The sequence below is a fragment of the Butyrivibrio sp. genome (assembly GCF_017433805.1).
Classification (GTDB): domain Bacteria; phylum Bacillota; class Clostridia; order Lachnospirales; family Lachnospiraceae; genus Butyrivibrio.
The window spans coordinates 19,751-42,398 of record NZ_JAFRGN010000033.1 but is presented as its reverse complement, the minus strand read 5'-3'; the positions used below and the strand labels follow the sequence as shown (position 1 = coordinate 42,398).

At 38.3% G+C, this 22,648-nt stretch carries 20 protein-coding genes; 3 read left to right on the top strand and 17 right to left on the bottom strand.

Annotated elements, in window-relative coordinates; genetic code table 11:
- Window positions 1–4: 4 nt before the first annotated feature.
- Genes IJI01_RS08455 through IJI01_RS08435 form a run of 5 tightly spaced genes read right to left on the bottom strand, consistent with a single transcriptional unit; the run spans window position 5 to window position 5,765 of the window.
- Window positions 5–1,024: a CatB-related O-acetyltransferase gene (locus tag IJI01_RS08455; RefSeq protein ID WP_292188687.1), complete on the bottom strand. Its 1,020-nt coding sequence runs from the start codon at window positions 1,022–1,024 to the stop codon at window positions 5–7.
- Window positions 1,025–2,035, bottom strand: coding sequence for a glycosyltransferase family 2 protein (locus tag IJI01_RS08450; RefSeq protein WP_292188686.1), 1,011 nt, complete (start codon window positions 2,033–2,035; stop codon window positions 1,025–1,027). It abuts the gene before it with no gap.
- A gap of 31 nt (window positions 2,036–2,066) precedes the next feature.
- Window positions 2,067–3,851, bottom strand: coding sequence for a glycosyltransferase (locus IJI01_RS08445; RefSeq protein WP_292188684.1), 1,785 nt, complete (start codon window positions 3,849–3,851; stop codon window positions 2,067–2,069).
- Window positions 3,852–3,871: 20 nt separating this feature from the next.
- The gene (locus IJI01_RS08440; RefSeq protein WP_292188681.1) at window positions 3,872–4,675 is read right to left on the bottom strand and encodes an alpha-1,2-fucosyltransferase; all 804 of its coding nucleotides are present in this window, start codon (window positions 4,673–4,675) and stop codon (window positions 3,872–3,874) included.
- A 1-nt stretch (window position 4,676) separates the two neighbouring features.
- Complete coding sequence (locus IJI01_RS08435; RefSeq protein WP_292188678.1) at window positions 4,677–5,765, bottom strand: DUF268 domain-containing protein; 1,089 nt, start codon at window positions 5,763–5,765, stop codon at window positions 4,677–4,679.
- A 95-nt stretch (window positions 5,766–5,860) separates the two neighbouring features.
- On the opposite strand from IJI01_RS08435, the gene IJI01_RS08430 reads away from it, so the two are divergent.
- Complete coding sequence (locus tag IJI01_RS08430) at window positions 5,861–7,318, top strand: glycosyltransferase family 2 protein (protein ID WP_292188676.1); 1,458 nt, start codon at window positions 5,861–5,863, stop codon at window positions 7,316–7,318.
- A gap of 10 nt (window positions 7,319–7,328) precedes the next feature.
- Here the strand turns inward: IJI01_RS08430 and IJI01_RS08425 are convergent, their stop codons facing one another.
- The 7 genes from IJI01_RS08425 to IJI01_RS08395 are packed head-to-tail and all read right to left on the bottom strand — an operon-like array spanning window position 7,329 to window position 15,457.
- Entirely contained in the window at window positions 7,329–9,563 is a 2,235-nt protein-coding gene (locus tag IJI01_RS08425; protein WP_292188674.1) for a glycosyltransferase family 2 protein, read from the bottom strand.
- A 32-nt stretch (window positions 9,564–9,595) separates the two neighbouring features.
- Window positions 9,596–10,762, bottom strand: coding sequence for a glycosyltransferase family 2 protein (locus IJI01_RS08420; protein WP_292188671.1), 1,167 nt, complete (start codon window positions 10,760–10,762; stop codon window positions 9,596–9,598).
- A 47-nt stretch (window positions 10,763–10,809) separates the two neighbouring features.
- Entirely contained in the window at window positions 10,810–12,021 is a 1,212-nt protein-coding gene (locus IJI01_RS08415) for a CgeB family protein (protein WP_292188668.1), read from the bottom strand.
- Window positions 12,022–12,048: 27 nt separating this feature from the next.
- A complete protein-coding gene (locus IJI01_RS08410; RefSeq protein ID WP_292188665.1) occupies window positions 12,049–13,236 on the bottom strand; it encodes a CgeB family protein in 1,188 nt (395 codons plus the stop codon).
- 15 nt (window positions 13,237–13,251) lie between these two features.
- The gene (locus IJI01_RS08405; RefSeq protein ID WP_292188896.1) at window positions 13,252–14,139 is read right to left on the bottom strand and encodes a glycosyltransferase family protein; all 888 of its coding nucleotides are present in this window, start codon (window positions 14,137–14,139) and stop codon (window positions 13,252–13,254) included.
- Window positions 14,140–14,424, bottom strand: coding sequence for a hypothetical protein (locus tag IJI01_RS08400; protein WP_292188662.1), 285 nt, complete (start codon window positions 14,422–14,424; stop codon window positions 14,140–14,142).
- 7 nt (window positions 14,425–14,431) lie between these two features.
- On the bottom strand, window positions 14,432–15,457 hold the full coding sequence (locus IJI01_RS08395; protein WP_292188657.1) for a hypothetical protein: 1,026 nt from the start codon (window positions 15,455–15,457) through the stop codon (window positions 14,432–14,434).
- A 122-nt stretch (window positions 15,458–15,579) separates the two neighbouring features.
- Between IJI01_RS08395 and IJI01_RS08390 the strand changes: the two genes are divergently transcribed.
- Together IJI01_RS08390 and IJI01_RS08385 are read left to right on the top strand one after the other, a co-directional pair.
- Window positions 15,580–16,755, top strand: a complete 1,176-nt coding sequence (locus IJI01_RS08390) for a glycosyltransferase family protein (protein WP_292188654.1) — start codon at window positions 15,580–15,582, stop codon at window positions 16,753–16,755.
- Window positions 16,756–16,769: 14 nt separating this feature from the next.
- On the top strand, window positions 16,770–17,762 hold the full coding sequence (locus IJI01_RS08385) for a DUF6492 family protein (protein WP_292188651.1): 993 nt from the start codon (window positions 16,770–16,772) through the stop codon (window positions 17,760–17,762).
- A 90-nt stretch (window positions 17,763–17,852) separates the two neighbouring features.
- On the opposite strand, the gene IJI01_RS08380 is transcribed toward IJI01_RS08385, so the two are convergent.
- From IJI01_RS08380 to fliD, 5 genes are all read right to left on the bottom strand, one after another.
- The gene (locus IJI01_RS08380) at window positions 17,853–18,677 is read right to left on the bottom strand and encodes a flagellin N-terminal helical domain-containing protein (protein ID WP_292188649.1); all 825 of its coding nucleotides are present in this window, start codon (window positions 18,675–18,677) and stop codon (window positions 17,853–17,855) included.
- A gap of 238 nt (window positions 18,678–18,915) precedes the next feature.
- The gene (locus IJI01_RS08375; protein ID WP_292188647.1) at window positions 18,916–19,782 is read right to left on the bottom strand and encodes a flagellin N-terminal helical domain-containing protein; all 867 of its coding nucleotides are present in this window, start codon (window positions 19,780–19,782) and stop codon (window positions 18,916–18,918) included.
- Window positions 19,783–20,145: 363 nt separating this feature from the next.
- Window positions 20,146–20,625, bottom strand: a complete 480-nt coding sequence (locus tag IJI01_RS08370; RefSeq protein WP_292188645.1) for a flagellar protein FliT — start codon at window positions 20,623–20,625, stop codon at window positions 20,146–20,148.
- Between the two features lie 29 nt (window positions 20,626–20,654).
- Window positions 20,655–21,056, bottom strand: a complete 402-nt coding sequence (gene fliS / locus IJI01_RS08365; protein ID WP_292188643.1) for a flagellar export chaperone FliS — start codon at window positions 21,054–21,056, stop codon at window positions 20,655–20,657.
- 55 nt (window positions 21,057–21,111) lie between these two features.
- Window positions 21,112–22,632 carry a flagellar filament capping protein FliD gene (gene fliD / locus IJI01_RS08360; RefSeq protein WP_292188639.1) on the bottom strand — a complete coding sequence of 507 codons (1,521 nt, stop codon included), beginning with the start codon at window positions 22,630–22,632 and terminating at the stop codon, window positions 21,112–21,114.
- Window positions 22,633–22,648 lie beyond the last annotated feature (16 nt).

The following is a 22,648-nucleotide window of genomic DNA, read 5'->3' as shown; positions in this document are numbered from 1 at the left end:
TGCGTCAACTCCAAATCATAGGTTCATTAACTCCGGATATTATTGTCGTTCCATGTTTGAATGCATAGCTTATTCTCAAGATATTTTTAATATCCCTTCCCAAAATAAAGTGATCCGACAACGCTATTATTGCCTCGTCATCACCTTCCTTTAGCCCCCGAATATCTACTATTTGCTTGGCAAATACGCTACCAAGAGTATCTCGTAATGAATCAGCAAGTTCCTTCTCATCCTCGGAAGTTTCATCGTAGCAAATAGTTAGCTTCCCACCGCCTCCTGAAAACTGTCTAAGAAACTCTTCCACAATTCTCCCGAAGGTCGAATAATCCGTTGCAATATCCACAAAAGCCAGATATTTAACAACACGATTTTGCTCTTTGCTTTTTCCCATATCACTTTTCCAATACTTTCTCACAAAATCATATGGATCCCCCTGCATATCATCTTTAATAGCCAAAAGCTTTTCTTTACTAAACTCCCACCAGGAAATATCTTGAAATTTCCTAATTGTTTCTACATCAAATCTTGTACCAATCTGTCTGGCAGGATTCCCAGCCCAAATAGTATACGGTGGAACATCCTTGGTAATAACACTGCCTGCACCGATAACTGCACCGTTGCCAATTCTTACGTCTGAAATAATAGTTACATTATTTCCAATCCAAACATCGTTTCCAATTACAATCATTCCTTTTTCTAATAGGAAACCATGTGTCTGTCCTACTTTCTTTCTGTAATCCTTTTCCTCTGTATCATCAGCATAATCATCTATTACACCTTGATATACTGATCTATAGTCATGGTTCAAATTACAGAGCATCTGGATATTGTCACCAATTGATACATATCTTCCAATGTATATTAGATGAACCTCGTTGGTTCCTGATGTCATTACCGCCTGAGAACGCACTCCCATATCGCTGGAGTATGAGCCTCTTCCCACATATAAAAAAGGAAAGCCTCCGTAGGAAAGCACAATATCCTCATTTTTAGTCATTTCCTTTGTAATCACTAAATCCGACATTTACTGTCCAAATCTCCTGTCACATTCCATCATAATTTTAATATCCAGGTCAGATATACGATTTCCAATCTCAGAATTATCATCATAATCAATAGTAATAATTCGCTTCTTTAACTGTGCCAAATCCATTAGCTTTTTTTCTATTTCCACAGATAAGTTATCGAAATACTTTGGTATACTCTGCTCATTTGCGCCATATTTAACAATCTGATCATAGATACAGCGATTAATCCCATATGAATACCAAACAATCTGTGCATATTCAATAACCTCTTTTGCAGCAGCATAAGTAGGCAAATTATGACATAATTCATAGGTCGCTTCCATTACACCATATATGCTCTCATAGTATTTATCCAAATCCATTACCTTGGTATCTGACCCTGGGGCATCACTGTAATAATATAAGACCTCTTTTACAGTCCAAATATCCTTGGCGTGAAGATACATATATTTAAGAATATCATTATCAGACAATGCTCTTACGTGCTTTCGCATTTTAATAGGCGGATCCAAAAACAGTTCCCTCTTAAATAGTTTGCTCCATAAATACCCACCATTTAGAATAAGCAATTTGCGTTTCTCGTCATCAAGTATCCCTTCGGCCACATCCGGAGTTGAAATTGAAGGTTTGTTTGCAGCTTCAGCAAAAAAGCCACAATCAACAATGTCAGCATCCTTTTCAATGGCTTTGTCATATAGAAGTTCAAACATATTCGATGCACAATAATCGTCACTATCACAAAAACCTATATACATTCCTGTAGCAGCTTCCAGCCCAAGATTTCTTACTCCACCACTACCAAGATTTTCAAGATTATTAATGATGATCACCTTTTCAGGAAACTGTTCCTTGCACCTTTGCATAATTTCCCAGGTATCATCCTTTGACGCATCATTAACCACAATAATTTCAATATCCTCAAGGGTCTGGTGTACCAAATTGGTAAGACATCTTGCCACAGTATCATGGGCGTTATAAGCGCCAACAATTATACTCACCTTTTTCATTAAAAACACCTCTCTAGCGCCACTTCCAACATCATTCACTTACGATTTTAAAAGAGGTTTCTATACCATACTTTTTCCTATCCTCAACATACTTATTATCGATATCATAAAGAGCCTGCAAAATTCTCTGCCTATGCTCGCCTTCCCTGTTGGAAATAAGGCTCCCCGGCCTTTGATAGTAGTCATAAAGTGGCTTTCTCAGGAATCCCACCTCATATTTTCTTGTTATTCTAAGACACAAGTCCCAGTCCTCGTAACCAAATAGGCTCTCGTCATACATGCCAACGTCTTCGACACACTGCTTTTTTAGTAATCCTGCCGTAGCTGTTATATAGTTTTTATGCAAAAGAGCTGGGAAAATATATCCAGATTTTCGTGCAACACTCATTTCTCTGGAAGGAAGAATTATCGCCTCCTGATTGGTAATTCCTGCAATCCTCCTCGTATGATTTATAGACTCGCAGTATACCATTCCATATTCATTTGGAAGATTCAATATACACTCTAGTTCTTTTTCCAACTTATCTAGTCTGCAAAAATCATCATCATCCTGACACACAATATAGTTTCCTGCAGAATTCTTTATTCCAATGTTTCTAGAATAACTGACACCATGATTTTCAGAATTCCTAATATACTTAATTCTGTCATCAGTGTACCCTCTCACTACATCTTCAGTTTCATCCTGTGAACAATCGTCAACCACAAAGTATTCAAAGTATTGCCAACTCTGTTTCAGAATACATTCGATAGATTCTCTGATTTTATCGCATCTGTTGTAAGTGGCAGTTATAACTGTTATGAGCATATCCTTTCTTAATTCTGTATCAAGTTCCTGCTCTGAATTAAAATGCCTCCCCAATAACAACATAAGATTTCTGTCATCCCTGTTAAGAGAAAAGATATAATCATTTTCAATCCACTTTGGAACAATGCTCAAAGTCACATATTGTAGCACTTCAAATACAGAAAGTTTAAGCTTATCATCCGGTCTGGCAGCTCTTGCCATCTTAAGATTTCGGAGATAATACTCCTTAATAAAATGAGCATCAATTTCATCTCTGTACTCATTGTAAAGCTCAGGAGTTCCAGTTAGCATTTCAAAAAGGCTTGCCTGCTGATTCATCCTTTCAGTTATTCTTGACGAAACGTCCCCATACTCTCTGCTTTCAAAAAAACAATATCCATTATCGGATGTATAAGCGATGCCTTCAGCCAACAGCATCAGGGGATATGCAAATACCAGGTTTTCTTCCTGAACATCATTAGAAAATCTTACGCCCACCTCTTCGATAAGACTTCTACTGTAGAGATGGCAAAGGTAACACTCACTTATACCAGAATTTATCAAATAAGAAATTCTTCCTGTTTTATCGTCTGGCTCTACAAAGGTAAAACCATCCACCAAAAAAGGGTCATCGTCAAACATATCAAACTTGTCATGAGCATAGGTCATATCGAAGGAAACAAGCTCCGGCTGAAAGCATTCAATAACATCTGCTGCCACGCCAAAGAGTCTTGGATTAATAGCATCCCCAGGCCTTACAAAAAGAATATAATCTCCTTTACAGTATTCCATCCCCAAGTTAAGAATCTCAGATTTAGTCAGGCGATTATCAACATTGACGATAGCCACCTTTTCAGGTTCAGAAGCTTCTATGCTGGAAAGCTTTTCATTTACCTTTTCATCTGCACATGCATTTACAATAATGATCTCGCATTCAACTGTAGACTGATCTTGCTTTTCAATATACTCTATCGACCTATCAATCTTTGAACTTTTCTCCACAAACGGAATTACCACACTAATCTTCATGTATATTCCTCTGTAATCAATCAGATTACCATCCAGTCATCTAGGTACAGATTTGGCGAAGGTCTATCAACAAACCATTCTCGCGGAGCTACTGTGCATCCAGCACTACCTTTCGATGCAGCTGCTCCCCACCAGCTAAAACTTGAGTTCGCTATTATATGATGCCTAGCAAATGTCATAAGATATAAGTCCTCATAGTCTTTTCTGTCAGGCATTAGCCTTACATCATTACCAAATAGCCCATCTTTCACAGACTCTGCATACTCCTTATCATCTGTAAAAAAATATATCACTAGCTTTTCTCCCTGTATTTCGCTTATCTTTTCATAAGCCTTTTTATAGTATTCCAGTGATAGCGTATTAAAAATCTTCTTGTTACTTTCGCTTAAATAATCCCCTCTTCTTAAATGAACTGCTACAGAATTACACTCTGATATTTCTTTTGCCAGATTCCTCAATTCTTCTGTTTTATATTTTACTTTTATATCCAGTTCATTTCTTATTTCTTCAGCATTTTCTATAAAAAAGCTTTTATTTTGCCAGTAGCCACTATAAAAATAATCATCAATAAAATCAGATGTCTCTTTATATGCATCCTCGCGTATTATCCCTGAGCAAGTGATCTGTCCCTCCACAGAAACGTAGTTTAAATCAAACTTATCAAGTCTAAGCTCTCTCTTGGTAGCCTCTTCAACATTCTTTACATATGTAAAAAAATCTTTCTGGAGAACAGAAGACCTACCTGTCTTCTTTTCAAGGAACTTGCTAAAAGCGTACTGAAACAGCTGATTCCCCAGTCCACCTTTTATCTCTACATAGTTCATATTAAGTCCTCACAAAGTGAAAAATGCCACAATCATACTCTCCAAGACTGCTATTAGAGTAACACTCCAGAACTTCTTCTATTTTCTCTGCATTGGAATTATTACCAAAGTCAAAAGTTGTTCTCTTTGCATTATGGATATTGGTGTATTCCAAGAGTCTCATCTCCGGTGCCAATTCTCTGACTATAGTCATAGGTCTGAATATTCGATGAGCATTAAAGCACGCTCTCTGTGTCTTCCCCACAGGAACGCTTAGTACCAGATTCCCCCTCGGCTTAATTACTCTTTTGTAATGAGACAGTGCCTTTTTCCATCCGTTATAATCCATTGGATCCCCATATCTTCCAAGGCCAAAGTGTTCAAGGGCATGAAGGCAGGACAAATTATCTATTGAAGATTCTGCTATATCCGTAAGCTCCGTTGCATTTCCCTGAATAAAGCTTAGTCCCTCTACCTGGTAGTTAAGAGGCCTTATATCTATCATGGTCACTTCTATACCCATACTCAGCAAATGGGAAATATATCCGTCAACTCTGGACCCAATATCATATATGTGCTTTAATCCCATTGCATTGACCTTTGATGCAACATAAATATCCTGATAAAAATAATGAAGATCAATACTCCCAGCATTATCCCTGTAATCACTTAGGCATTTTTTCTCAAAGTCTTTCTGATATCTAAAGCTCTCATCTTCAGCACCAAGATAAATGTATGTATATTTGTTCCTTAAAAATTTGAAGGTGTCATCGTCACAGATATTGGCATCATACAAGGCCCTGTCGAACATGTTGCTGTCAAAAGATATCTCTGCACTTATTTCCAGAAAAAGATTTCCCTTTGCGTAATCAAGCATGATGTCAGTTGCAGCTTCTGTCTCAGAGCCATCGCAATTAATTAACATTACATTTTCAGGGTATTTTTGTTCTAATCCGGCAAGACTTTCGGTCGCGTCCGATGTGTAATCAATTACAATTACTTCATAATCCTCTCTGTTATAGAAAGTTTCCATTATTAAATTTAACTTTTCTACAATCTGCTGAGTTTTATCAGCATTTTTGACCTGCGCCCAGAAAGAAACTTCTGCCATAGAAACCTCTTTTTCTCAAAAACTGTTAATATAATTATGTTATTATTATATCATAATAGCGATTATCGTATTGAATTCTTATGAAAGGTATTTCCATGGATAAGCCCCTTGTTTCCGTTATTGTTCCCGTGTATAACGTAGCCAAATATCTTGATGAGTGCATAGAATCTATAACGAGGCAGACCTATAATAACTTAGAGATCATCCTGCTTCCTGGGGCATCTACGGATATTAGCACTGAAATATGTGAAGGCTGGGTTAAAAAAGATTCCAGAATCCGAATTGTTGACCAGGACAAGAACTCTCTGGCTTATGCAAGAAACAAGGGAATTGCCCACTCTCACGGCGATTACCTTGCCTTCTGCGACTCAGACGATAAGCTGATGCCTTCATTTATTGAAGATTTAGTAAGTTCTGCCCTTGAAAACGACTCCGACATCGCAGAATGTGAATATTACAATGCCTCAGAGGATATGACCACCTTAACTTCATATAATGTCCTTGAGCTACTTAAAGATTTTGACCATAGCTTCTATGAACGCTTTGGCTCTCCTTCCGCATGGAAATATTTGGTCAAAAGATCATTCTGGATAGAAAACGATTTTCATTACCCGGAATCCATAAGAATGGAGGATCTTGCTGTTTATTCTCTCCTCTTTGCAAAGGCAAAAAGGTGTAGTTTTGTCTACAAGCCACTATATCTTTACAGACAAAACCCAAAGTCAATGATGCATACCCGTGAAGACCTTCAAAAGCTGCTTAGTAACTTCTGTTTGATTGCAGAATATACCATATCGGAATTTAACCGGATAGGTATTTATGAACAGAATAAAAGCACCATTATCAGCCAGTTTGAGCATCATGCCGGCTTTAATCTGGAGCCTTACCATGACATTACAGGTAGCGATAGAGCCAATTGGGAGATTGCTTACTCTGAAGAGATAAAAAGACTTTTCTCCATTAATACCACGGTTTATGACGTTAGAGCTATGGGCTGGGGGAGTGAGCGCTGTGGACTTTTATGTAAATTACTGACCAAAAGGTGCGATTTTGAGAGCAGATACATCAGACAGATGACCCTTAGAGGCATGACTAGTTCCAATATCAGGGGGCAATTTGAAGAACTGTGTAAGCAGACTTCTCCTAACCTATTTATCATTGATTTACTAGAAGAAATAGATTTCATTCAAAAATTTGAAGGAAGTATAGATGATTACATAAGTCAGTGGAAATCCGGGGTTCTCTGCCTAAAAGAGAGCCTTAGCAGAATTGCGCCTTCAATTCCTATTTTTATTATTGAGAGATATCTAGCTAAAAAGAAACTTGCAGATAATAAACTAATTTCTCTTCCAAATCCGGAGGATATTGATGTTTTTAATGAACTTCTTGAGTTTATGTACAAAAGTCTGCAGCAGCTTATAGAAAACGCGATCATAATAAAAGCCATTCCTGAATCATCCAGGTATAGCCTGACGGATGATCCAAGAGATGGCCACAATTATGATGATGCATATTATTACGAACAGATAGTAGATGTCTTGCACGGCGCATAAAACGAAGCCATTATCCCAAATCTTTTGCAACCTCATCAAATTCGTCCAACTTATATGGCAATTCGCTCTCGCTTCCAACTGCGGTGATACATGAGATAGCAAATTTCCTTGCGTATTCATTTGGTTCAATTCCATATAGCTGTGCATTAGGATACATATAATGAATTCTGCCAAGCATATTGCCGCAGCCGCAGCCAATATGTAAAAGTTTAAACGTAGAATCCTTTTTGTATCCCTTTTTTTCGAGATTTTTAATGTATTCCAGCTCGTTAATGCTCATTGCAGCATATAAAGAAGGATCAAACTTCCACTTATCTATTATCAGCTTTCTATGCTTTTGGAACATCTCGTTGGTATCATTTCGCTTAATGAAACTCTGGCTTCCAGCGTGATAAATATAGCTATTATGGCAAACATAAAGCTTGTAGCCCAAATTCCTTATCTGAAGGCTTAAATCATCATCCTCCAAGAATCCAGGGTTGAACGCCTCATCAAAGCCTCCTGTTTCACGATAGACCTTTTCTCTAATAAGCATGGCAAATCCACATATTTTGCTTTGCTCTTCCAACGGCTTCTCCATAGGAACATTGTTTTCTGCTCCAAACTCAACATATTGCTCAGGAAGATCGAACTTAACTTCCATAAGCTGGTCCGCGTCAGCATAGTTCTGAAGAGCGCCAATACCGCCAACATCATCTGATGAGTATAGCGCCATTCTCATCCAGAACAAAGCATTAGCTGGCATTCTGGTATCATTATTAAGGTAAAAGATATCAAAACCTTCCGGTACATACTGGCAGGCTGCATTATTTCCCGAAGAGAAGCCAAGATTCTCCTCATTTAATATTATCAACGCCTCATCATGTTCATTCCCCCATGCTGAAAGCCACTCCTGACTTCCATCTGTGGAACCATTATCAAATATAACAAGAAGGCAACTGTCTGGATTGCAGTTAGTATATATACTCTCAATGCAACGCTGAGTAAAGTATAGATTATTGTAGGATAAAACTATGAAGGCGGTCTTGTTAACGGACAAACCTCCCTTTTCAATAAGGCCCATTCTCAGACTCGAAAGCTTTAATCTCTCATTATCATCCATACAAAGAAACTCTGCATTCTCATAGCACAAATAAGCTTGGTTATCATTTTTGCTCACAAGGCTGTCTCCAAGCTCTTTGTATATCTTGTATGTATCCTCACTAAGATACTTGATTGGACTTTCCGGCACCACATCATCTGCGTTAAAGCTGCCCATTGTAGTATTAGCCTCCGCAGCAGCCTTATCATCTGCCCATACTTCCTTATACCCTTCTTTATACTCCAGCTGCGCTGCCTGCAGCATCTGCTTGGGAGTGAGCTTTTCCTGATAATAAGGATTGTCAAAAAGATTGGCGTTATCCTCTCTGACTTCGTGGCCTTTCTCTAATGAAATAGCCTCAAAGTCCTTCGCTAACCAGTTAAAATCCCTGTCACATATAGTATCTATCTTAAAGAAATTTCCTCCCTGTCTAAAGGAATGCCATTCTCTTAGTTTATAGACATTCATATATTTAAGGGCGACATAGGTTCCATAGGTTTCAAACTCACTAAATGCAGAGTCCTGAATCTTATCCTCAGGGATAGCATTTATTATCTTTTCCCAGAATTTTTGTCCTGGTATATTGTCATTATTTTCAATATCAGCTATCAGCGCCCTCATAATATCTGTTCTAAACAGCATATGTTCTGAGATAAAAGACCTCTCTATAACCTTGCCAAATCCAGGAAGAATCCGCCCCATAGTTTCAAAATATTCAGCATGGTATTCATGCTTCATATCAAGGTAAGGCTTGCCCGACTCTTCCTGGAACATGCTTATTTTTTTACAGGGAATCGTATCACCATCCCACACCATGTAATACTCATCCTGGCAAGTTAGTGAATACTGCATTTTGAGAAACTGCTGATAATACCAGCCTGTCACGCCCCTTGGAAGGTCTCTACCTGCCAGGATATTCTTCATTTTCTCCTTCATGCAGGCATGGACTTCACCAAAAGGCAGAATACTATTCTCATCTACAGTTCCTACCCTTCCCTTTAAGTTACTGCCATCTATTATCTTCTCTATCTCCGGATCAGCCACAAACAGAATCTGTCCATAATCTATGGCATCTGCCAGCCTTGGATATAAGCTAATCAATCTCTGAAAGTCCTTGGGAGTTATTACCACAAGTGTGTTAAAACTGTGCTTGGTTTCCATCATTCGCCCTCAAATGCATTCAAACAACAGGTCATTTATAACAGTTCATTCAAAATGCTAATTCCGATATGTGCCGGATTATTATAAGCCTTTACCAGTCCGTATATTTTCTTGATATCTACCCCTTGGGGTCCTTTTGACGAAATACTAAAGATTTCAATTATGCCCACAATTATTTCATATATTTCGCTTGAAATCTGTTCCTCTTCTAGTCTAGATAACATATAAAGCTCGTAACAAACAGCAATTACTTTGTTTTCCAATTCCTCAAATCTATTTTCTATTATAAAAATATCTTTCCAGTAATTAACGTGTTGCATAATCTTTAGAATTTTTTCCGTAAAAGAAATGTCGCAGTTTTCAAATTTATAGGTTTCAAGCTCTGAAATAATGCTTGTAATCCTTTTTTCTCTTAATAAGTGTTTGACTCTGTCACTATCAAGGTTATAGCTTGCAAACAGGTTTAAAGTTCTATAATATAGCTCGTTGCACATATCGAAATGATATTCATAAAACTTTCCCACTGAAGCATTCATATTATCAGTCTTCTGATATTCCAAAAACTGATAAAGCACCTTTGGGTAATATGCAAGTGAATTCACCTTTGGCATGACTTCAAGATTGTACAACTGGTCAGCGTTCACATAGTCATTTCTAAATCTAATCCCCTCTACTACCTTCTTTTTGTACACATTGAGCTGATTTTGTAAAAGTCCTGAAAAAAAGAATAAGTCTTCCCAGTAGTCTCTTACGCTCTTTGCATCTTGAAGCACCAGTTCTTTATCTAAAACATTAAATATAGGAGGCGTACAATCTTCGATAATGTTCTGTTGACTATCGACGCGGTAAACTCCAACAGGAAACAGGAACAAATCCACTCCATACCTGTCAATATAATCTGCAGCAATGGCAAGTGCATCTTCAGCAAGCTTATCGTCAGAGTTTAAAAAAGTAATATATTCGCCTTTAGCATGATAAATACCGATGTTAATGCTCTCATATATCCATTCATCTACATGAAAAACTCTGATTCTTTCATCTGACTCAGCATAAGAATCCGCTAATTCTCGGGTTCTGTCCGATGAGCATCCCTTCATGATAATAAGCTCCCAGTCAGTATACTGCTGATTCAGGATGCAACTTACAGCATGGGGGAATATTTTTTCGTTGTTCTTAACCGGCATAATTACTGAAATCAACATATACCTCCATTGTGCAACGCCACCTTCATAAGTCACCTCTCAAGCTCTCACTTATTCAAACGAGATTTTACCATCTCAAGTATCTGACCAACTCTCACGTCAAAAGTATTTTCTCTCATAATCTTGTCGTGCGCATTCCTTGCAATAGCTTGTCTTTCCTCGTCATGGTTTAGATAATACCCAATCTTATCCATGAGGTCTGCGCGAGACTCATAATATACATAGTCTTCGTCTGGTACAAAATGTCTGAGGAAATCCGTTTGAAAATTAGTCAAGAGAAATCCCCCCGCTCCTAAAATGTCGAAACACCTTAGCGGAATCGCTCTCTGAATACTCCTAAGCGTGATATTAAGATTAATCTTGCTGAGCTTAAATACATACGGCATAACTTCGAAATAGTCCGCAGGCCCCATATTCTCAACTCCCTTAGGCGCAAAGGCATTATTTTGCTTATATGTATATAGCTTTAAGGGATATTTCTCCCCTATCATTGTCAGAATTTCTTTTCTCTCAAGAATTGTAGCCTGCCTGTTTATAATGTAATTAGCAAAAAGATATTCCAAGGTTTCAGCGCTGTCAGGGTAAATGTACAAATTGCTCGCTTTTTGTATGTCGTCCACAATTTCCGGAGTAAGGCACTGTTCTATAAAATTCATGCCATCTACTTGTAATTGAGCCCTTATAAGACCATCCATATATCCAAGTGTATAGGGATTTACTTTAGGAGCTATTTCATCGTAATACTGCTTTCTTTCGGTATATAAAGATCCCACAAAGGATATATCAGCGGAGTACTTATCTATCTCGTCCTTTCCTGGAATCATCTTGTCCAGCCTTTTAGTTGACGCAGCAAGTGGCAGATATTCCACAGTTTCTATCCTGTTTTTCCTAAAAAGCTCATATTGTCCTGAGTCAAACATGCAGACAATATTGCACTTATTTATTACCTGGTAGGAATACAAGAGGTTTTCCGGATTATCATAGATCCAGGAAACATATATCACTCCTTCTTTATTGCAAACCTTGGATATAACAGGCAGAAAGTTAAAAGAAAAGACAAAATCAGGACTATTCTCTCTTAATGCCTTTTGAAAATCAGTTTCAAAGACTTCGTCATTTCTGACTCTTTTCTCATCATAATCATAAGGATACTTGACGATTTCAAGCGCCTTACCAGAATCATCACGATAGCTTTCAAAGGCTTCCAGCATGTCCATATTGGCAAAAAAGATTTTAATATCCATGAAAAGTACTTTCATAGGCATCTATCCTTATCTAAACAATTCTCAGCCAGTTCCCATTACTACACTAATGATTTCCTGAAGTCGTTTCTCATACGTGTGGTCTCTGGCTACCTTCTTATAGCCATTTTCAGCGATGGCTTCTCTTTCATCCTCATGAGTAAGGTAGTATTCAACCTTATCCAACAAATCTGCCCTGCTTTCGTAATACACGTAGTCTCTTCCCGGTTCAAAGAACTGGAGCATGTCCTCCTGGTAATTTGTCAAAAGAAATCCCCCACATCCCATGATATCCATGCATCTTAATGGAATTCCTCTCTGAATGCTCCTAAGAGATATATTTAAATTTACGTCTGAGTTCTTGAAAACATAAGGCATGCTCAGGTAATAATCCACCTCGCCGTGATTGGTAATACCCTCACCTGCAAACTTCGTATTGGAGGTATACAATTCCACAGAGAATCTTTTCCCTATATCAGTCAGAATCTGACTTCTTTCGATAGATGTTATCTTCCTGTTTATCACATAATTGGAATATAGGTACTCATACGTAACAACGCTGTCGTACCCAGGCTTGACTCCCAGAATATCTATCATTTCCTGCATAACTACTGGCGAGATCGACTTATCAATCAGATTAAGGCCCTGTATCTCCATTTGGGATTTTATAAGCCCCTCAAGATAACCTTTTGTATAATCAGATGCTTTTTCTATAATCCTGTCATAGTAGTTATGATCTTCGCTATATAGGTGTCCTACAAAAGATACCTTTCCGCGGTATTTTATTTCTTTTTCCGGATTATCTGGAAGATTATCGTAACGCCTTACTGCTGCTGCCATTGGGAGATAGTAAACTGTCTTAATTCCTTGACTTGCAAAGGTCTCATACATCTGAGAATCAAAAACAAAAACGTAATTACAGGAATTGATAAGAGTGTAGGAAAAAAGCCTCACTGCTGGATTATCGTAAACCCAGGCTGCATACTTAACTCCAGCCTCCTTGCAGACATTAGATACAAGCGGAAAATAGTTAAAAGACAAGACAAAATCAGGAGATTGGTTTCTAATCTCCTTTGCCAAAGCATCTGCTGCCTCCTTATCATCATCTTCGATGTGATTGTCAAAAGGATAGAGCTTTATATCTATACTATATCCGTGATGATTAAGATACTGGGCAGTACTTACTATGTCTTCATTTCCAAGGCTCTTCCAATCTAGAAAGAGAATTTTCATATGCCTCATTCCTTGCTACAGCTTAACGTTTATGTGTTCCATCATCTTCTGAAATGCTACATCATAACTGTATTTTTCAGAAACAGTCTTGTATCCATTAAGTGCTATGAAGTTTCTGGACTTCTCGTGAGTCAGATAATAATCCACCTTATCCACCATTTCATCCAGGCTTCTGTATACTTCTATATCCTTACCTATAGTAAAAAATTCTTCGATTTCAGGTTGATAATTACTTAGAACAAGCCCTCCAACTCCCATAATATCGAATACTCTAAGTGGTATCCCCGACGTAATGGAGTGAAGCGTAATATTAAGGTTAATCTTACTAAGGTGATAGGCCTTGGGAAGCTCCTCATCATAGCTAAGAGCTGGCCATAAATCTACTCCCTCTATCTCAAAATCCTTACTAGAGGTATATAGCCTAAAATCTCTTCCAGATAGCATCTGGGCTGCTTCAATCCTTTCAAGGTGAGTGAGTTTTCTGGCAAATAACCTTGAAACCAAATACTTATCCACACCAAGAGCGAAAGGATTATCACTGTCATATGTAAAGTGACATATCTTCTGAAGGTCATCCATAGCCTCTTTTGATAATCTTCCAGCCAGTCTATCTGTCCCGTCCCAGATTCCCACACTATCCTTCAGTATAGAATCCATCTCTTTTCTTGTATTATCAGATGCTAATCCATAAACCTTGTCATAAAAATCGTCAACGTATAAACTCCCAATGAAAGAAACATCACATTCATAGCGATTTTGGTCATCCTCTGAGATTACAAGCCCGGAGTTTCTATATACATTTGTAGCAAGAGGAAAATGAACAACATCTCTGGCTCCCATTACCTGAAGTTCCTTAACCTGTCCAGCATCAAAAGAAAAAATATGAGTATTAGAATTTGTAATCTATCTGTTGTATAGCGCCTGCTGCGGAGCATCATTAATCCATGCAATATATGGGATATCACAATCTTGACAGGCATCTGACACAGCAGGACAAAAATCCATAGTGATTGCGATATCTATGCCATTTTGTTTAAGCTGATCAGACACCTTTTCTGCATCCTCAGGTTTTATGCTGTCCACAGATATGCCAGTATCTATAATCTCTGCATCATATCCATTCTTAACAAATACCCAGGCAAGATCATCATATTTAAGTTCATTTAGGTATAACAGGCCATATCTCATCTGTACTTCACCTTAAAATACCAGATTTATCCCAAGCTTCTACCGCTACATCATAAACATTCTGTGTCAAATGGCACATATCACTGCAAAGAAAAGATTCTCTGGTTTTTAGGTTATCATCCACCATGTTTTCAAAAATTGAAGATAATCCAATTCCCATATCCTGGCATCTCTTCCTTGCGCAATCTGTAAAATATCTGGTGGCAAGATTTCTTTCAACTTCACTGCCAACCCGAGGAAGATACCCATCAACTGGGCAGCTTTCAGTTTGTGATGCTATTGGTCCCCAGATATAAGTCGTAAATCCATGCTCTTTAACATATAAAAGCATGTCAAAATAGTTATTCAAAATATCATCCACTATCTTTTCATACGAACAGCCTTGTCTAATCGTTTGTTTGAATACGTGGCATCTTATATCTATTTCTCCAAGGCTCACCACAACTTTTCCACCTGGAATAATAAAATGCTCCATCAGCCAGTCCAATTTTTCTAAAAATCCTTCTGAGGAGCCATACATATTAGATTTATAAGCAAGGCATGCTCCTAAATGAAGTGCAGTAAAAGGAAAACCATTTATCTGGGGTGATACATTTATTTCCTGTCCAATAGGCAAAAATGTTAATGCTTCATTTCCGCTAAAGAAATTAACATGTGAATCCCCGAGTACAACTATGGTTTCTTCAACGCGGTGCCTCTCATAAGCTTCATCATAATTTGTTTGCTCTATAACCTCTTTTGGGGGAAGCTCGTCAATAGTCGAAAGTAGTTCATCCAAGCATGTACTAACACCCACAGCATCATGAGACTTCAATGTCTTCTCAAGATATTGCTCTTTCTTTTCCACAGTAGCATAAAGATTTAATATCTTATTTTCTTCCACAATCTGCCTGGCGTCAGCAATGTCAGTATATACACACGCTAACAGATCACTTGCTTTATACTTATCAAATAAAGATTCATCTTTATGCAATGAACTCTTTATGTTTTCAAATAAGTCTTTGGTGGATATTTGTCTTTTGATAATACCCATAAATGTCCTCACATTACATGTAAGTGTGCAACTTCACAGTTTAATTATACACCATATAACGTCATGTTTTTGGTATAATATCATTAAGTAATGCGAATCAGATTGATTCCTGGAGATTTTATATGAACATAATCTTTTACCGATACAAAAGCATATGCGAACCAGATTATATTGATGCCTTCAAAGCTCTTGGTGTTGAGGTTCTTGAAGATAGCGACGGAATGGATCAGTCCCTGGCCTTAGAAGAAAAAATAAACCACCTTGGTAATATGATTTTTGATAGCAGGCCTCTGTTTGTTTTTTCAATTAACTATCTTCCCTTCATAGCAATACTGTGCGAAAAGCTACATGTTTTCTATGTTGCAATGACTGTAGATTGTCCTGTTTTTGAAATATATAACGCTTCTATCCGAAGCAAATTCAATAGAATATTTCTTTTTGATAAAGATCAATTCCGCTCCATCAGCGATGAGAACCCTGAGTGTATTTTTCACCTTCCTTTGGGAGCAGCAAATGCTAGACTTAGTGAGACCCTAGGAGACACTAACTCTTATAAATACAACATTTCTTTTGTTGGGTCTCTTTACAGTGAAAAAGACCCTTTATCAAACTTAAAAAATCTCCCAGATAAAATCACCGCCAGAGTGAATTCCGCAATAGAGCACCAGTTTGAAGGAGAGGTTTATGGGTTGAAAGAACTTTCAAAGATTGTGGACAAAGAGCTTGTATCTTCTTTGAAAGAATGTAGTAATGATTTTTATCCATCTGACATGAGCGTAAGAGATATTTCTGAATATGTAGCATTAAATGACTACTTAGGCCCCCATATGGCACATAAAGAAAGATTAAAAGTACTTAACCTGATTGCAACTAGCGTTCCCAACTGTAATCTGCATCTTTTTACTCAAAGCAAAACAAGTGAAATATCAGATAAAGTTATTATCCACGGCGGAGTAAACAGTCTTACTGAGATGCCATTTGTTTTCAGACAAAGCAAAATCAATCTGAATATAACTATGCGTCCCATCTCAAGTGGCTTATCCCAAAGAATATGGGATGTGCTTGGATGCAAGGGATTTCTTCTTACTAATTATCAGCCGGAGATTGACATGTTTTTCAAAGACGGGGAGCACCTTGTAACCTACAAAAGCTATGCTGAATTGGTAGATAAAGCCACCTATTATCTGAATCACGAGGACGAAAGACGTAGAATTGCAGATAATGGTTTTAATATTGTTAATGAAAATGGTTCAGTTCTTAACAGAGTAATAGAAATACTCAGAATTATCACGAAATAATATGGAGGTTTACTATGTCAGAGCTTGATCATAACGAATCCCAAAAATTTCCTTGTGTCATTCCTACAATAATAGATGACTACAATCGAACCAAAGGATATTACAAAACCTTTTTCAAATATCTCCCAATAAATGAAATCGTGCTTATTGGTCCGAAAAATGTGGGCGAAATAGCTTCGTCAGATATTTCTTCCGGCCTATTCGATGATAACAAGGTCAGTTACATAGATGAGAATGAGCTTGTGCCCATCATAGCGGTGAAAGCCATATATGATGATTTAAAAAAGAACGCGACGCAAAGCAATCCATCATCTGTTCACTGGTATTACCAACAGTATCTAAAAATGGCTTATTCACAAATATGTCAAACAGATTACTATCTATGTTGGGACTCGGACACTATCCCCTTAAAAAAGATTGAGATGTTTTCTGATGATGGCAAGCCCTTCCTGGATACCAAACCAGATGGTAATTATTCATATTTTTTAACCATAGAAAGGCTCTTTGGATTTAACAAAATAATAGAAAAATCTTTTATATCAGAGCATATGTTATTTAGTAAGAAATATATGCTTGATATGATAGTAGATATTGAAAATACGCATTTTACCGGTGATGTTTTCTATGAAAAGATCACTAGCTGTCTTGGAAATGATAATCTTGCAATCGGTTTTTCAGAATTTGAAACCTACGGAACCTGGATTGGAATGAAATACCCAGCTGAATATAAACTAAGAAATTGGAAAAGTTTTAGAAATCTGAGCTTCTTTGTTAATATAAATGATTTTAATCAGGAGGATATTGATTGGCTTTCTAAAGATTATCATGCTGTAACATTTGAAAAATATCAGGAAACTGAGCCAAGTCTGACAGAGCTTTTTAGAAACAAGCGTTATCGTGAAAAGCTATCTTCCGAGCAGTTTTTCTTATCAGTTTTGGAAAGTGGTGCCCTTGGAGAGTATTCTAATGGCACCATCAAGTATAATGGACTTATTGCTCCAATTTAAAAACATTTGAAAAAGGGCCCCGGCATAGCCGGAGCCCTTTTAGGTAGTTGCAATGTTTCAAACAGATTTAAAACATTTCTATTGTAGATATTAGCCGAGAAGTGAAAGAACACCCTGGTTAGACTGATTAGCCTGTGCCAGCATAGACTGACCTGCCTGTGCAAGGATGTTATTGTTAGAATACTTAACCATCTCGGTTGCCATATCTGTATCACGGATAGCAGATTCAGCACTCTGAGTATTCTCAACAACGTTATCAAGGTTCTTGATAGTGTGCTCAAGTCTGTTCTGGATAGCACCAAGGTCAGATCTCTGAGTAGAAATTGACTGAAGAGCTGTCTTGATGTTTGTAATTGTAGACTTAGCCTGCTCGTGAGATGTTACAGAAATAGCTGTTGCCTGAACACCGATAGTTGTAGCTGACATGTTCTTAATGCAGATATTGATCTGGTTCTTGTCTTCTGTCTCAGAACCAACCTGAAGATTCTTGTTTGTGAAAGATCCATCAAGAAGTTTCTGGTTGTTGAACTCTGTTGCTTCAGCTGTTCTTGTGATCTCAGTTGAAAGAGCATTCATCTCTGACTGGATGTAAGAACGATCTGTTGATGTCAACGTATCGTTTGCAGCCTTTGTTGCAAGTTCGTTCATTCTCTGAAGCATATCATGAACTTCGTTAAGAGCACCTTCAGCTGTCTGTACTGCTGAGATACCGTCCTGAGCGTTAGCAGAAGCCTGTGTAAGACCTCTAACCTGACGTCTCATCTTTTCTGATATAGCAAGACCTGCTGCATCATCTGCTGCTCTGTTGATCTTGTAACCAGATGACAGTTTCTCACTTGACTTTGCCTGGATACCAGTTGTGATACCAAGCTGTCTGTTTGAATTCATCGCTGTAATGTTGTGTTGTACTACCATAATTTTATCCTCCTTGATAAATACGGTGGCTTCCATGCCACTCGTTTGCTTTGTTATTTGAGATCCGTTTTATTGCTGGCATAAAACATCTCTCTTGTTTACTTACACCTTTATTATCGACTATAAATCTAAAAACTTTAGTCCTAAATTTATTAATTAAAAATAAATTTTAAAAGCGGTGGCTTTTTGAAGGCCACCGCTCGATGTGCTTATGGATTCTGGATTATCTATTCCGGTTTTACTGAAGGAGTGAAAGTACACCCTGATTTGTCTGATTTGCCTGAGCAAGCATTGACTGACCTGCCTGAGCGAGGATATTGTTGTTAGAATATCTAACCATCTCCTCTGCCATATCTGTATCACGAATCTGTGATTCAGCTGCCTGAGTATTCTCTACTACGTTATCCAGGTTCTTGATTGTATGCTCAAGTCTGTTCTGGATAGCACCAAGATCTGATCTCTGCTTTGAAATGGAGATAAGGGCCTGCTTAATGTTCTCGATGGACTGCTTAGCCTTTGAGTGTGACATTACACTGATCTGATCTTTAGCTTCGGTATTTAAACCATCATCTGTTTCCTTAAAGACAGCACCTACGCCGATTGTAGTAGCACTAAGTTTCTTTATGCAAAGATTAATCTGGTTCTGTGAATCTGTCTCTGAGCCAACCTGAAGATTCTTATTAGTAAATGTTCCATCCAGAAGATGCTGATCGTTAAACTCTGTGGATTCAGCTGTTCTTGTGATCTCGTCGGAGAGCTGAACTACTTCCTGCTGGATATAGGAACGATCCTGTGTTGTAAGTGTATCATTGGCAGCCTTAACAGCAAGCTCGTTCATACGCTGTAACATATCATGAACTTCATTGAGCGCACCTTCTGCAGTCTGAACAATAGAGATACCATCCTGGGCATTTGCAGAAGCCTGAGTAAGACCTCTAACCTGTCTTCTCATTTTTTCGGACATCGCAAGACCTGCAGCGTCATCAGCTGCTCTGTTGATTCTGTAACCAGAAGAGAGTTTCTCACTTGACTTAGCCTGGATATCAGTTGTAATGCCAAGCTGTCTGTTAGAATTCATAGCGGTGATGTTGTGTTGTACTACCATATTTAATTCCTCCATGACCGGGGCCCGCTTCCCTGCTGCCTTTCCATCTTAATTTATTGTGCAGACCTTATGCGGAGTCCCTTCCATGGCTGCTTTTGTTTTCTTTTCACTAATAGTATCGACACTTTATTTCATAACTTAACCCCTTTTTGAAACTTTTTTTTATATTTTTTCTACAATTTGAAAATTTTTTCAAAAAAATTGATTTTTGCTATTAAGTTTTTGACAAAACTAGCCGACAGGGGATGTTTTCTAGCTTTGTAGCCTTACAAATTTTGTTTCTATTGTCTGATATATTGGCGCAATAAAAAGAGGATCCAGATTCAGGTGATCTAGATCCTCGTCATGTATTTTCTTAATGCTTTAGTGTTTGTTATCCAGAAACTGCGGCGGAATGTCTTTAAAATTATTCATGGTCTGATAATAGTTAAAGGCTGCTGCCGATGAACGTTTACTTTCATTCATCTTCTGTCTCGCCGAGCTGAAAAACTCTTCTGCCAGTCTTTTGTTCCTATGCTCGCTGGCTTCTATAGATGCGCTCTTGCCAGTAATTTCCTGTATCAGCTGCTGCATTCTTTTGATGTTGTCTTTATACAGGTCTTTGTTATTGTTAACTTCCTCTTTAACCCTGTCAAAGAGTGACTGGAAACCGTCATCGAGAAGTTCTAGCTGGTCGATCAGCTCCATCTTGCGATCGACGGTTGCTTCAAATTCAGGCTCTCTCTCTTCCTCCATACTTGAGAGCACCTCTTTTTGCTTCTCATTCTCCTCTTCAATCTGAGTCATGATATCGAGCTTCTTAACTAGACTTTCTTCTAACATGTCCAAGCTGGATGTTAACATTTTCCCCTCACACTTTCTGATGCAGATTATCATGCATCCTTGGCGTATACGTGATTAGCCTTCATTACTTCGATCCAGTTATCTCTTATTGCGTGCATATGCTTGTTGACCTCTGCAATAATATCTCTATCTTTCGAAATATTTGCTTCAACAAGTCTCCTTGCAATATAAGAATACATGTTTTCGAAATCCTGAGCAACTGCATACTTCATATCGAGGGTATTTCTCAGATACTCAATAATCTTTTCTGTCTTAATAATATTGATGTGAGCCTTCTGAATGTCCTTCTTTTCAATTGCAAAGTCCGCAATATTAAGGAACTTGATCGCTCCATCGTACAGCATGAGTGTCAATTCCGGACCTGATGCTGACATAACTTTATTATTTTTATACTGTGCATAGGCATTTTGCTGTGTAGTCAATACTGGCATAGTTTACGCTCCCTCGCATTCTTTTTTATCATTCCGTTATAATAAACTTCAGTTATCAGCTGCCTCCGCCAAAGAAGCTGGTGAGTGATCCGCTTGTTGAATTAACCTTGGCAAGTGCTGTCTCCATCTTGGAGAACTGCTTGTAGTACTTGTCCTGAGCGGCCTCGTAAGCTTTCTGTGCATCAGAGATCTTGGTGTTATACGCACTGTACTGAGATGCCATAAGCTTGTCTTCGTAGATGGTAAAAGAGCTGCTGTACTGAGTGCCTTTCATGAGATCTGAAAGCTTACCGTACAGGTCTTTGGATAACTGTGAGAAGAAATCCTGTACTGCCTGTGGATCTGTCGAAATAAATGCACTGAGAAGATCTGTATTTCCGCTTGATGTGGTATCGTCTTTGTCGCCATCGATGTGGAAAACATCTCTTTCGTTTTCCTCTGTTCCAAAGTAGCTTCCTGTTGAAATACCAAAGCTTGCAAGTGAAAGTGACTTGGTTGTTCCGTCCTTGAGAGTAATATTCATAGAAGAATTCATTATGTCTCTCATGGCAGTTCTAAGGTTTCCAACAGTTTCATCCTTTGAAAGAAGGCCATCTTTGATTTTCTCTTCCCAGGCTTCTACTTCTTTGTCGCTCATGGCGTCTTTTTCATCGTCAGTGAGCATTTTGTATTTCTTGGCAGCATCTGCGTTGTAGAGCTTAGCGAACTCTTTCATGAGGTCGTTGTACTCTTTTATCATGTTCTTGATATTGTCATAGATGCCACTTGTATCCTGCTTGGTTGTGAGAGTGACATTTTCTGCAACCTGCTTGGCTGTAATAGTCAGACCGTTGATTTCAAAGGTGTTGCTGTCCGATTCATAGGTCTCACCATTTAATGTGATCTTAGCCTTTGTTCCAGCTATGTAGTTACTGCTGCCATCCTCATACTGCTTGACTTCAAAGCCAAGCTTCTTCATGGTATCAGCATCACCTGCAAGTTCAAAGCCTGCTGCTACGCCAGCCTCTTTAGCTGAAACGAAGAATCTTCCATTGTTCTCATCAAAATTGAAGTTGAGCTGAGTCTGAGACTCAGAAGACTTGGCGTTTTTAAGCTTGCTAAGTACTTTTTCGATTGTATCGCCTTCTTCAATACTAACTGAAAGAACGTCATTTGCATTTCCGCCAATCTTGAATTCCAGCTTATCTCCTGGTGCTAAGTCAAGTTCTGATACATCTGTATCCTTTTTGGCGTCTATCTTCGATCCTGTGAGATATGCTGCTGTAGCAAGGCTCTTGATGCTGAGGTTCTGGGTTGTATCCATAGCACCGTCGCCAGTTATAACTGAAGCTGCATTCTCATTAGAAACTGAAGTTGTCTTCTTGGTATAAGCAGTTGAGAATCTCATACTGCTAAGTGCTCCATTATAAAATGAAACAACTTTCTTATTTAATTCTTTCCATTTGTCCTGCTTCCAGGTGAGTTTTTTCTGATCACCTACAGCAGTGTCCCATTTGGTCTTCTTGGTACTGGTGAGGGCGGTTATGATGCTCTCAGTATCAAGACCTGAATTCATTCCTGTTATTCTGATAGGCATAGGCGTTCTCCTTTCT